This window comes from Sporosarcina jiandibaonis, from assembly GCF_013184495.1.
Taxonomy (GTDB): domain Bacteria; phylum Bacillota; class Bacilli; order Bacillales_A; family Planococcaceae; genus Sporosarcina; species Sporosarcina jiandibaonis.
Genome location: NZ_JAAOIY010000003.1, coordinates 272,499 through 285,204 on the forward strand (window position 1 = coordinate 272,499; position 12,706 = coordinate 285,204).

A 12,706-nucleotide genomic window follows, 5' to 3' on the forward strand; every position below is an offset into this window, starting at 1 on the left:
GACTGTTCTTTTATTTATATGAAATATGATCAGCAACTCTCACGTTGTTCACGTATTAAATGCAATGCCTGTTCTAGCATTTGAGCATTTTTTTCAGTGATTTCTTCTTTTCTAGGAATCGGCTTATACAGTGGATCCGGATCTTCCCAAGTTTCGATTAAAGTCACCGGAGACTCGCTTTGCCACTTCTTTACCCATTCGGCAGGCAGAGGACCTGTAGGGGCATCCTTGCCATTCATCGCAATCCAAAGATGAGCCCAAGCCCTCGGAACAACTCGCCAAATATCATACCCTCCGCCGCCAACGGCAATCCAACGGCCCTCGCAATACTTGTTCGCTATTTCACGTGCGAGACGCGGAATTTCGTTGAAGATATTCATAGTTCCATAAAGATGGGTGAGGGGGTCGAAATAATGAGCATCAGCACCGTTTTGCGTTAAAATAACGTCAGGCTTAAAATACTCGGTTACCTCCCTGATCGCAGTTCGATAAACTTCGAGAAATGATTCGTCCTCCGTAAAAGCATCGATAGGGAAATTAAATGATGTGCCATAACCTTTGCCGTTTCCGCGTTCAGTCACGCCGCCAGTCCCCGGGAATAAATAACGGCCGGTTTCATGAATCGATAATGTGCAAACATCAGGATCGTCATAAAAACTCCATTGAACCCCGTCCCCGTGGTGTGCATCTGTATCAATATATAGGATCCGAGCGTTGTATTTTTGCTGCAAGTACTTAATCGCAACGGAACTATCATTATATACGCAAAAGCCCGATGCACGTCCTTTAAAGCCGTGGTGCAGCCCACCACCCAAATTAAGGGCATGTCTGGCGCGCCCGCTCATCACCTCATCGACTGCAGTCAATGTCCCGCCAACGAGCATTGCGCTAGCTTCATGCATATTCGAGAAAATCGGCGTATCTTCAGTGCCGATTCCATACATTTCACCGGATGCTTCTATCTTTTCGCCTTTACCGGCCCTTTTCACGATGTCGATAAACTTTGCATCATGTGCAAGAAGAAGTTCGTCATCTGTTGCGATTCGCGGCGCAATAATATCTGAATCCGCAATTTCACGGAAGATTTAAGCAAATCCAAGGTTAATAAGATTCTTTTTTGATTAAAAGGATGTGAATCAGAAAAAGAGTAACCTAGTTGTTCTTTTGAATAAATGAATACAGCATTTCTTTTCATTGTTGAATTCCCGGGACATTCGGCCATAGGACTTCAAATCCTTCCGACTTAAGCCCGTCAATAATTTTCAGCGGGTTCATTGTCTTTATTCGAATGACAAGAATTTTGTTTGCCGCATTTTCTTTATCGGGATATACAAGGACACTTAGGACATTTGTTTTTTGTTCATGAAATACTTTAGATACTTCAAAGAGAATACCTGGTATATTCGGAACACGAACTTCGATTTGCGACCCCGGCTGATGGGCTCCGGTGAGTTCGATATACTTATAGAGCAAGTCTGTTTCCGTTATAATTCCGACAAGTTTATTATTCGAAACGATCGGTAATGATCCAATTTGATTCGAATAAAAAACAAGCGCGGATTCTTCCACAAAATCCATTGGATGGGCTGTAATTGGATTTTTGGTCATTACCTCGGATAACTTCATATCGTACACTTTCTTATCGCTATTGTCGGATAGGGTAGAGGGAACAATCTGTTTTAAATCACGATCGGTAACGATACCGACAACTGCCCGGTCTTCAGTGATAATTGGCAAATGTCGAATTTTGTTTTCCAACATAATTTCAAGCGCATCTCTTACTGTATGAGCAGGAGAGAGCGTGATTACATCTTGTTTCATGATTTCTTCGATTAACATGACTGCACCTGCTTTCTATAGTTAGTACATATAACGATTTTGAAAACGTAAATTATCAAACTGCTGAACGGATTCAGGGTCAACCCTTTTTCCGATACGGGCCATCAAACAGTTTGCCGGATGGGAACTGATTTCGGGTTCATCTGTCGCATAGTATTCGAGTCCGCCGACTTTCATCATTTTCTCCATCACTTTCCGGTATTCCCAAACATTCAATCCCGTACCTTTTAAATCCCAGTGCCAGTAATACTCAGTCGTGAGGATAATATAATCTTCCATCGCATCATCCATCATCGACACAGACAAAAGTGCCTTGCCTACGCCGCCGCCACGAAATCTCGGGATTACTTCGATTGCGCCGAGTTCGATTAAATTTTCCATATTTCCTTCTGACCATCTTTCCATCGGATCAGGGTAGACATACGTTACATAACCGACAACTTCGTTTAATTCACGCGCAATGATAATTCTCCCTTCAGGTAGTTTAGCAATATTAATGAGTGCTTCATGTTGCTGGGGAGCTTGACGAAATGCCGTCAGATCTTCATGGAAATCGAGACTGGCTAATTCTTTCGACGAGATAGGGCCCTCGATGATTATATCGCCGCTCTTATGTTTAATTTCCATTGCATTGTATGTTTTTTTATGTTCCATAATTGCCACCGCCTCACTTATAAATGACTATAGTAATAGTATACAGCATAAAGTTCCCGTGTCAGCTCGTTTAAGTTACATTCTGAAAACAATTCGAAATGAAGAATAATTTACACATTTCAGTGTATCTGTTGTAGAATGAATGTGTACTAGTTTTTGAAAGGGTGGAAATCACATATGAAAACGCTTCCAGTTGTAAAAGGGGACTATCAACTAAACGATTATTATCAAACAACTACAGAATTTAATTGGACGGATGCTGAAAAAGAATTCAGTTGGCATCAGAGCGGAAAAATAAATATCGCTTATGAAGCAATTGATCGTCATGCGGAATCTTATAGGAAAAATAAAGTAGCACTTTACTATAAAGACAGTCATCGTAAAGAAGCCTATACGTATTTTGAAATGAAAAAGATGACGAATAAAGCCGCGAATGTTTTTCATAATCAGTCTTCACTCCAAAAAGGCGATCGGTTGTTTGTATTCATGCCGCGTTCTCCTGAACTTTACTTTTCGGTTTTTGGGGCATTGAAACTAGGCGCAATTGTCGGACCATTATTTGAAGTTTTTAAAGAAGATGCAGTTTTTGAACGGCTATCAGACAGTCAAGCGAAAGCGATTGTCACTACCCCGGAACTTCTCGAACAAATACCGGTGGACAAGTTGCCGCATTTGGAAACGATTTTTGTTGTGGGAGAGGATATAAAGGAAGACGATAAGACGATTGACTTCCTTAAGCATTTAAAAGCTTCATCACCAAAATTCCAACCGATATGGTTGCAAAAAGAAGATGCGACACTATTACATTATACTGAGGGCACTATGGGAAAACCGAATGGTGTTGTCCTTGCGCAAGAAGCTATGGTCCAGCAACTGCAAACGACGCGCTGGGTTCTCGATTTAACCGATGAAGATATTTATTGGTGCACTGCGGACCCGGGCTGGGTAGCGGGAACTGTCTACGGCATGTTCGGGCCGATGCTAGCCGGAGCTACGCTGGTCGTATCAGGCAGCAAGTTTTCACCGGCGGGTTGGTACGATATCATTGAAGAATATGGTGTCACCGTATGGTATAGTGCTCCGACCGCATTCCGCATGCTGATGGGAGCAGGGGAGAGTCAGCAGCGAAAATTCGATTTAAGCTCTCTAAGACATATTCTTTCAGTAGGAGAACCATTGAACCCTGAAATTATTCAATGGGGTATCGATTCGTTCAATTTACGTATTCACGATACATGGTGGATGACTGAAACCGGCGCGCAAATGATTGCCAACTTCCAATGTTTGCCGATAAAAATCGGGTCGATGGGCAAAGCTGTACCAGGAATTGAAATTGCAATCATTGATCATCAAGGAAATAAATTACCGGCGGATGAAATGGGCAATCTCGCAATTAAAAAAGACTGGCCGGCGATGATGCACAGCATTTGGAATAATAAAGAAGTATACGATTCAAGTTTCATTAATGATGAATGGTATATTACCGGTGATTCTGCTTTGATGGACGAGGATGGATACTTCTGGTTTCAAGGCCGTGTAGATGATGTCATTATGACAAGCGGGGAACGAGTCGGTCCGTTCGAGGTCGAGGCGAAGCTTCTTGAACACGAAGCAATTGAAGAAGCCGGCGTGATTGGAATACCGGATCCGGTGGAAGGGGAAGTCATCAAGGCGTATATCGTGCTAAAAGAGCACTATGATCCATCAAATGAGCTGGAAGAGGATATAAAAAGTTTTGTTCGAAAAGGACTTGCGGCATATGCATCTCCGAGAGAAATCGAATTTAAAGATAAACTGCCAAAAACCCGCAGTGGCAAAATTATGCGAAGTGTATTGAAGTCATGGGAACTGAATGCCTAATCTATAGAATATAAAAAAGCTTGCTCTCTACGTTTTTGACGTGGGAGCAAGCTTTTATTTTGTTATTTATTCTCCACCTTCAGGTGGATCTTCTGGAATACCGGGATTATCTTCTTCGGGCGGATCTTCTTTAGGTTTGCCCGGTTTTTCCGGTTTACCAGGTTTTTCAGCTTTTGGCGGATCTTTAGGTTTTCCTGGCTTTTCTACTTTCGGTGGATCTTTAGGTTTTTCAGGTTTCTCTTTAGGCGGCTCTTCTTTATCTAATTTGACAGTGTTAGAAGCACCTGATAATTTACCTGTAATGTCAACTGCCTTTACGATATATGAGCCGGGTCCGATCGAGTGAGAGTAGGATTCGCCGTCACGAACCGTAGCAATCTTTTTCTCGCCTCCGCCAACAGAATAGACATAATAACCGATCACATCTTTGGAGGCAGAAGCTGCCCAAGTAATTTTCTTATCCGTTAACGTTAGTTTGACTGCTGCTGGTGCAGCATTATCTGCTGTGAATTTCGCTTCTGAAATTACATTTTTAGCGAAAGATGAATTATTAGGGAATAGATATTCTGGATTGCCACCGAAAGGACGGAGAATCCAGTCAATATAATCCTGATTTACGCCAATTCCGCCTTTAGAGACAACGAATTCTTTCGGCGTGGATGGAAGCGCACGGTACTTTTTCCCATTCATTTGGACATAGGAAGAAGAAGTGAGACTATCATCTGGTTTTGTCGGAACAAACACCTTTGCGTTGAACAGATCTGAAGTGACTAAACCTGCAGCTGAACATTCCGCTGATGGTGCAAGACCAGATATTCCACAAAACGAACGCGTAACAACGCCTTCTGGTATTTTGAATTTCGAATCAGCTTTTAGAATTTCTGGTCTGACTTCATTAATACCGTTCATTAGATTAGCAAATAGTTTATTGACACGATTACTAACGGGGCCGTACGTATTTTCCCCTTTATCTAGTGCATCTTTTCGGTACTTATAACCAATCCAGACACCAAGTGTTACATTTGGGTTGTAACCTACAAGCCATGCATCTCCATAGCTTTGTGTTGTCCCTGTTTTAGCTGCTAAATCGATATTGAAATTCAGGTTTTGTTTCATGACTTGAGCGGTACCTCTTCGATTTGTAAGAACATCGCGCAACATATCGGTAATAATATAAGCTGTTTGCGGACTAAATACGTCGACAGGCTCAACTTCATGTTGATAAACAATATTTCCATCCATGTCCTCTATACGTTCAATCATATAAGCATCGATGAATTTTCCACCGTTAGCAAATGTTGCAAAAGCATTCGTATTTTCTTCCACTGTTGTTTCAACTGTTCCCAAAGCATCAGCAATACCACCGGCTGCAGTATTCTTGAATCCCATTTTCGTTAAATATTGGGCAGGATTCTTATCAATAATTTGTTCGTATAATCGCTGAGTTGCAACGTTTTGAGATGAAGCCAATGCTTGTCGCGCTGGAATTACACCCATTTGTTCACTTTGAATGAAGTTTTTCGGCGAATAAGGCCCTCCATTTGCACCGGGACCATATTTATTCGTTTGAAACCAAACGTCTGCTACGGGACTTCCGGCGCCAATTTGCCCAAGTTCAATCGCAGGTGCGAACACTAGTAGCGGTTTTATAGAAGAACCATTATGTCGGAATTCTTGTGTAGCAAAATTCCAATTGTTTGCGTGACCATCACGACCGCCAATAAAAGAAAGAATTTTCCCCGTGCCATTTTCAATGGCCATTGAGCCCACTTGAACAGGGTATGGTACTTCTATTAGTTCTCCGGTTTCTTTGTCCTTAACTTTTTCAGTAAGCGTTGGACCATAAAGTTTATAGTCATCTTTTATTTTCTGAAAGTGGTTGTACATTTTCAAATCAATCGTAGAGTAGATTCGATAGCCTCCGCTCGTCATTTCACGACGGGCTAAAATTGAATATTTCTCTCTAAGTTTACCCTCATTATCTAAACGGTCTGGATCGACTCCATCTTTTTCAGCTAATACTTTCGCAAGTACATCCACGGTTCTATTTTGGATTTCTTGCGTTAAATAAGGATAGCGTTCATTCGTCCGCAGTGGCGCTTTGCGGAAATCTTTTTTAATGTCATAAGCAATGGCTTCATTATATTCTGATTCCGTAATGTATCCCGTTTCTTTCATACGGAAAAGCACTGTTTTCATACGGTTGATACCGTGTTTCAAACCTTCATCTTCTTTTAATCCCTGATTTTGATTGTAGAAGGGAGTGTATGCGAATGGCGCTTGTGGAATCCCGGCAATATATGCGGATTGAGCAAGGTTTAAATCTTTCGCTTTCAAATTGAAAATGCCCTCAGCTGCTGCTTCAATTCCAGCAATATTATCTCCATTTGCATTTCGTCCGTAAGGAATAATATTTAAGTACGCTTCCAATATTTCATGTTTGTCCATGAAATGTTCAAGTCGCATGGCGAGTAAAATTTCTTTTGCTTTACGTTCATATGAAACTTCGTTTGTTAATATCTGAAGTTTTATCAATTGTTGCGTTAACGTTGAGCCGCCAGTCTGGCTATCAGCATTCGTTACATCTTGAAATAATCCCCGGAAAATTGCTTTTGGCACAATTCCTTCATGCGATTCAAAGTATTCATCCTCGGTGGCGAGAACGGCATCGATGACATATGGAGAAACTTCTTCTAGCTTAATCTCTTTCCGTGTAATATCAGCGTTAACAGGGCCGATATAAACATCTCCGGCATATATTTCGGAGGTTTCTTCATAAGAAAAGATATCGGAACGCATTTCATCTTTTGTACGAAGCGGCTCTTTGGCAACAAGGGATGCAAAATACCCAGCACCCACTGAAGCTGCGAATATTGTAAGAGTTATTCCGAAAATGATAGATAAAAGAAATAAATTCCAAAAAACGCCTGATGTGATTCTTAAATTCTTCGCCCATTTGGTATTTGTCAGTGAATCTAGCTTTTCTTCTATTTGTTGCAATCGCTCTTTGATTGGTTTATTTTGATTTTCACTCAACCTGATCGACCTCCTTAAATCGTTCCTATTATAGCACAATTGTATGACTATCAAACAACTTTAATTGACAAAATCACAGAATAAGTTATTATTAATAAATATATACTAAATCTGCACAATGAAAGAGCCGAAGTAGTGGCTGTGGAACCGTTAAGAGAGGCAACGGCTGGTGAAAGTTGCTCGGTACACCGTTTACGAATTACAGCTTTGGAGTGAAGCGCGTTCGCGGCGATAATGCGATTTCGAGCGGAGAATTCATTCTCAAGCCGGGTGGTACCGCGTTACTAATCAAACTAACGTCCCTGCATGATTTTTTTATAATCATGCGGGGATTTTTTAATTTCAGGAGGGGTTCAAATGACAAACACATTATTGGATGATTTAAAGTGGAGAGGCTTACTATATCAACAAACGGATGAAGAGGGTCTTGAAGGTTTATTGAACAAAGAAAAGATTTCGCTTTACTGCGGAGTAGATCCTACAGCAGACAGCATGCACATTGGACATATCGTGCCGCTTTTAACTTTGCGCCGTTTCCAAATGCATGGGCATCGTCCGATTTTACTCGTCGGCGGGGCAACTGGCATGATCGGCGATCCATCTGGTCGTTCAGAAGAAAGACAACTACAAACACCGGAACAGATTGACAAAAACGTACAGGGCATCAAAAAACAGATGGAACAAATTTTTGATTTCAATTCTGAAAACGGTGCGCAGATGGTCAATAATAATGACTGGATCGGCTCGATGACAATCATCGAATTTTTACGTGATTTCGGTAAGCTTTTAGGCGTTAACTATATGCTTGCAAAAGATAATGTGGCATCACGACTCGACAGCGGAATTTCTTTTACGGAGTTCTCTTATATGCTCATTCAAGGAATTGACTTCAACCACCTATACGACAATTACGGTTGCCGAGTGCAAATTGGCGGATCGGATCAGTGGGGTAATATTACGACTGGACTTGAAGTCATCCGGAAAATGCATGATGAAGAAACGAAAGCATTCGGGATTACAATCCCATTGGTTACAAAAGCAGATGGGACAAAATTCGGTAAATCAGCAGGTGGCGCAGTTTGGTTAGACGCTGAAAAAACTTCTCCGTATGAATTCTACCAATTCTGGATTAATACAGCTGACGCGGATGTCATTAAATACATGAAGATTTTCACGTTTATTGAGCGCGAAGAAATTGAAGCGTTTGAAGTGACTGTCGAAGAAGAACCGCATTTGCGTAAAGCACAAAAAGCATTAGCGGAAGAAATGACACGACTTATTCACGGTCAAGAAGCATTGGACAATGCAATTCGCATTTCAAAAGCTTTGTTCAGCGGAGATTTAAAATCACTTTCTACGGATGAAATGAAAGATGCGTTTAAAGACGTGCCTTCTTTTGAAATGCCGAAAGAAGATAAAAATATCGTCGACTTCATAGTTGAAGCAGGTATTTCTTCTTCGAAGCGCCAAGGAAGAGAAGACGTCAATAACGGTGCGATTTCATTTAATGGTGAAAAAATAACCGATACTCAATATGTAGTTGACGCTACTGATCGATTGGAAGATGAGTTTACAATCGTTCGCCGCGGCAGACGTAATTACACGATGGTTAAATTCGTTTAATTTTAAAAGGCTATTTTCCTATATACGTGGAAAATAGCCTTTTTTCAATTCATACGGTTGTAATCCATTTTGGTAGTTGCAATTCATTGTAAATTTCAGGGTGAATCATTTTCCCGAGCCTTAGAGCACCTTCCAATAGACGTGGGGAAGGGCGGCAGTATAATTCTTCTTCCATAATAGAAAAACGATTGTTTTTAATGGCGGGCATATCTTTCCAACCCGGCCGCTTTAAAACAACTTCTTTGTTAACTTTTGCAGATCGCACACCCACCCATGCAAGTAGTATGTAATCGGGATTTCTTTGCAAGACATCTTCCCAATCAGTTTGTACGCTGGCAAGTTCTACGTCGCGGAATTCGTTTAATCCGCCCGCAATTGAACTAATTTCAGTCAACCAGTTAATCCGACCAGGTGTAAATATCGGTTTCGGCCACCATTCCCAATAGAGAGAGGGTGTATGTTTAGCGGTCGGTGCCCGCTTTTTCATCTCATGAATAAATGCTAAATAATCCGCATGAACAATTTTAGCTCTTTCCTCAATTCCACACTCTTTTCCAACCAATAAAAGGTCTCCTGCAATATCATTCAGGCTTTGAGGATTTAAAACGATATGCGGAATTCTACGCTTTTCAAGTTCTTCAATATTCTTTTCCATTCCCGGAACACTTAAAGAAGCCAAAACTAAATCTGGTTCAAGCGATTCTAGCTTGTCCATATCGATTGATAAATCCGGTCCGAGTCGGGGGAGAGTATTGACAGATTCCGGCCAATCCGAAAAGTCATCAACCGCAATTAGTTGATCAATTATACCGAGATAAGCAAGTAGCTCGGTGTTGCTAGGACAAATTGAAATAAGTTTCAATGGAACTTCACCTCATACTAGTTTTCTTAAGTTTAGCAGAAGAAAGGGAAGTGTGCTCTGGGATATCCGTAGGTGTGGGGCAGATATCCGACAGTTCTGCGCTTATATCCGACGATTTGAGCTGCATATCCGACACTTGAACTAACATATCAGCACCTTTTTCATATATATCCGTAAAACAGAACTTTTAACCTACATGTTTTTGAATGAAAAATTGATCCTGCGCATAAAAAAGACCACTAATATAATTAGTAGTCTTTAACGGTTACCCCATCCACTTGTTATGTTCATATTGGTGAGGACAATATGCGTATTGATGGCTATATGCTTGCGATGTATACATCTGGCAGGCGTATTGATTAAATGAATTTTGGATTGGGTAATGTTCATTTGTTTTATTGCAATCTACGGGCGGGCCGATAAATGTTGCTGGTTTAACAGGAGCAATGGCTTTTTTCCACTGTTCCTCGTCAAGGCAGTAAGTATGCGCCATGATATTCGCGGGTGTTAATTTTAAAAGGTCTGATCCTAAAATCACTTCAGGAGTTGGTGCATTGAAAATCGCTATAATATGTGTGTTATCCGACGTTGCTACCTCATAATGCCACCATCCTTGAGGAACATTCGCTACTTGGCCGGGTGTAATAGGATAATGGTGAAGTTGTTTTGTATAAGGATTCAAAATAGAAACAGTAATCGCACCGGAAATACAATATACGAGTTGCGCGGCGTTTTGGTGGTAATGCGGTTCTATGACATTATTCTTACTAAGATAAATATCGAGTAACGACACATTATCTAGCGTGTTCAGTTGATCAATTCCTAGGATGTTAATAAAGTTTTGGTTGTTTTTTTTGAACAAAGGGCTTTTATTTATATCAAAAGCGAACTGCGCAGTTGGTGAAGAATAATCCACAGTGGAACTCATCCGTACATCCTTCCATCATAAATTAAACGTCATAAACAGAATATTTATAAATTCATTCTTATGTGAAAATAAAAATTCAGTCCCAACACGGGACTGAAATTTTTTATTTATTCAAGTCCTGGGTACCTGGACTATGTTCATTTGGCATGTCGGGCATTAAAGGAACTGGGAACCCTTTTGGTGGATCTGTTACTGTAAATGGCTCTTTGTTCCTGCTAGGGGTTTGACCTTGAAGAATTTCGCCTATGCGAGTAGGGTCTAACCTAAAGTTGAACTGTGCATTATGGTATCCCAACTCTACATATTTTCTGCATTCGGGATACTTGTTTATATCATAGTTCGGTATAGGTAATATTTTACCCCAATCCACACCCAATGTCTCTAACGCTTTAGCAAAAGCATTCTGGTGCGCGTTATCTCGGACGATGAGAAAAGCCAGCGTTTCTCGGAAAGTTTTATTTGAACTCATTTCGTATATACGTGTCTTTTGAAGCACGCCAGTTGATTCAAGAACCAAATTGTTAAGTAAATCAGCTATAAGGTTTCCGTGTGAATAAACCCAAGAGCCATTCCAAGGGTTACCAGCAGCATCAACGGGCAAAGAAGCTTGAGCTCCAACAATATAATGATGGGGGTTGGCGTGCCTGACTGCATCGTCAAGAGGTGCATGATCGACACCTGCATCCCCGGGAATCGCGGATTCTCCAGAATCATTTAATAACTGGTTAATTGTATTTTGCACGAGTTCAACATGAGCTATTTCTTCTATGAAGACACCTCGAAGCAAATCTCGATACTGAGTATCTTTTCCCCTGAAATTGGAACTTTGGAAGAAGTATTGCATCATAGTTCTCATTTCGCCGTAATGACCACCTAGAATCTCTTGCATCACTCTCGCGGCTTCTGGGTCGGGTTTATCAGGGGTGATGATATTAATTAGCTCTTCTTTATAGTAATACAAATGTATTCAACCCTTTCAAGTTTACTTATCAAGATAAGAATGCCCAAGATATTTATAATTAAACGAATAAGTGAATTGGTTTTTGGAAGCCGTGAGAAGCATTTGGCTGCAGCGTTTGTCATTAATATTATGTTTCTAAGTGGATGAGCCGATCTAGCAGGTCAACATGTTTTTGATCTATGTCCAAAATATGTTTAACGAGTGTTAGACTTTCGGGATCTAAATCACCGTCAAGAAGTTCTTTGGATTTTTCAATGCCTCTATGTTCACCGGCAAGAGCATCTTTCAAAATGTGAGCGGAACCTTTAGTAGAGCCTTTTATCTTGTTAATAAATTCTGCGAAATTTCCCATCATGCCTACATCATCAACAGGCATACCGTCGAGATTTTGGATTCTTTCTGCTATCATCATTGCATGTTGTTTATGATCTTGTTGAATCTTTTGAAGAACCTGTTTTATTTCGATGTCCTCGATGTGGCGAATGTAATTTTCATAAGCATGAATTGCCATAAAATTACCTTCTAAGAAAGTATTTAATTCTTTGATTACTTTATTTTTCATTGTAAAAACTCCTTAATGAGTATAGTCGTATATTTAACTAACTTTTGAAAGTTATACGGAAAATTGATTGAAACAATGACGATAAGTAAATAATGATATAAATTACTATCGTTCCAAGAATCGAGGGCGTGATATGACTGAAAGGTTGGCAAGAGAGGAACAAGAGATAAAAGAGAGCATCCAAATTACATATTATTTTACGGTAATATTCATGGCAATCGGAATTGCCTTAGTCTTTTTCATTTTGTACAAAAAAATAGAGGAAATAAATTTATTTGTTATTTTGCTCTCAACGTCCGCAGGCGGTATACCGATAGGATTCGTTGGAGTATTCATTGATTATAAAGTTTCTGAATTCAGGTCCAAAAATAGGGGGTAGAA

The 12,706-nt window shown here is 40.4% G+C and carries 10 protein-coding genes and 1 pseudogene; 3 read left to right on the top strand and 8 right to left on the bottom strand.

Annotated elements, in window-relative coordinates; translation table 11 throughout:
• Positions 1-29 precede the first annotated feature (29 nt).
• From G8782_RS11110 to G8782_RS11120, 3 genes and pseudogenes are all read right to left on the bottom strand, one after another.
• Positions 30-1,222: pseudogene (locus G8782_RS11110) on the bottom strand (acetoin utilization protein AcuC).
• Positions 1,192-1,839, bottom strand: a complete 648-nt coding sequence (locus G8782_RS11115; protein ID WP_172371094.1) for an acetoin utilization AcuB family protein — start codon at positions 1,837-1,839, stop codon at positions 1,192-1,194. Before G8782_RS11115 ends, G8782_RS11110 begins: the two are co-directional and overlap by 31 nt.
• A gap of 21 nt (positions 1,840-1,860) precedes the next feature.
• Positions 1,861-2,493 (bottom strand): GNAT family N-acetyltransferase, encoded by a 633-nt coding sequence (locus tag G8782_RS11120; protein WP_172371096.1) that lies wholly within the window; start codon positions 2,491-2,493, stop codon positions 1,861-1,863.
• A gap of 177 nt (positions 2,494-2,670) precedes the next feature.
• On the opposite strand from G8782_RS11120, the gene acsA reads away from it, so the two are divergent.
• The gene (gene acsA / locus G8782_RS11125; protein ID WP_172371098.1) at positions 2,671-4,353 is read left to right on the top strand and encodes an acetate--CoA ligase; all 1,683 of its coding nucleotides are present in this window, start codon (positions 2,671-2,673) and stop codon (positions 4,351-4,353) included.
• 66 nt (positions 4,354-4,419) lie between these two features.
• Here acsA and G8782_RS11130 read toward each other — a convergent pair whose 3' ends face one another.
• Positions 4,420-7,389: a transglycosylase domain-containing protein gene (locus G8782_RS11130; RefSeq protein WP_216667851.1), complete on the bottom strand. Its 2,970-nt coding sequence runs from the start codon at positions 7,387-7,389 to the stop codon at positions 4,420-4,422.
• Positions 7,390-7,746: 357 nt separating this feature from the next.
• On the opposite strand from G8782_RS11130, the gene tyrS reads away from it, so the two are divergent.
• Positions 7,747-9,012 carry a tyrosine--tRNA ligase gene (tyrS, locus tag G8782_RS11135; RefSeq protein ID WP_172371099.1) on the top strand — a complete coding sequence of 422 codons (1,266 nt, stop codon included), beginning with the start codon at positions 7,747-7,749 and terminating at the stop codon, positions 9,010-9,012.
• 49 nt (positions 9,013-9,061) lie between these two features.
• Here tyrS and G8782_RS11140 read toward each other — a convergent pair whose 3' ends face one another.
• From G8782_RS11140 to G8782_RS11155, 4 genes are all read right to left on the bottom strand, one after another.
• Positions 9,062-9,874: a cobalamin-binding protein gene (locus tag G8782_RS11140; RefSeq protein WP_172371101.1), complete on the bottom strand. Its 813-nt coding sequence runs from the start codon at positions 9,872-9,874 to the stop codon at positions 9,062-9,064.
• Positions 9,875-10,139: 265 nt separating this feature from the next.
• Positions 10,140-10,802, bottom strand: coding sequence for a cupin domain-containing protein (locus G8782_RS11145; protein WP_172371103.1), 663 nt, complete (start codon positions 10,800-10,802; stop codon positions 10,140-10,142).
• 103 nt (positions 10,803-10,905) lie between these two features.
• Positions 10,906-11,763 (bottom strand): manganese catalase family protein, encoded by an 858-nt coding sequence (locus tag G8782_RS11150; RefSeq protein ID WP_172371105.1) that lies wholly within the window; start codon positions 11,761-11,763, stop codon positions 10,906-10,908.
• Between the two features lie 127 nt (positions 11,764-11,890).
• On the bottom strand, positions 11,891-12,325 hold the full coding sequence (locus G8782_RS11155) for a ferritin-like domain-containing protein (RefSeq protein WP_172371107.1): 435 nt from the start codon (positions 12,323-12,325) through the stop codon (positions 11,891-11,893).
• Between the two features lie 133 nt (positions 12,326-12,458).
• Here G8782_RS11155 and G8782_RS11160 point away from each other — a divergent pair, with 133 nt between their 5' ends.
• Positions 12,459-12,704, top strand: coding sequence for a hypothetical protein (locus G8782_RS11160; protein WP_172371109.1), 246 nt, complete (start codon positions 12,459-12,461; stop codon positions 12,702-12,704).
• Positions 12,705-12,706 lie beyond the last annotated feature (2 nt).

Excerpts from the sequence above, each read along its gene's own strand:
- G8782_RS11155 (WP_172371107.1), bottom strand. The coding sequence starts at position 12,325 with ATGAAAAATAAAGTAATCAAAGAATTAAATACTTTCTTAGAAGGTAAT.
- G8782_RS11120 (WP_172371096.1), bottom strand. The coding sequence starts at position 2,493 with ATGGAACATAAAAAAACATACAATGCAATGGAAATTAAACATAAGAGC.
- G8782_RS11145 (WP_172371103.1), bottom strand. The coding sequence starts at position 10,802 with ATGAGTTCCACTGTGGATTATTCTTCACCAACTGCGCAGTTCGCTTTT.
- acsA (WP_172371098.1), top strand. The coding sequence starts at position 2,671 with ATGAAAACGCTTCCAGTTGTAAAAGGGGACTATCAACTAAACGATTAT.
- G8782_RS11115 (WP_172371094.1), bottom strand. The coding sequence starts at position 1,839 with ATGTTAATCGAAGAAATCATGAAACAAGATGTAATCACGCTCTCTCCT.
- tyrS (WP_172371099.1), top strand. The coding sequence starts at position 7,747 with ATGACAAACACATTATTGGATGATTTAAAGTGGAGAGGCTTACTATAT.
- G8782_RS11160 (WP_172371109.1), top strand. The coding sequence starts at position 12,459 with ATGACTGAAAGGTTGGCAAGAGAGGAACAAGAGATAAAAGAGAGCATC.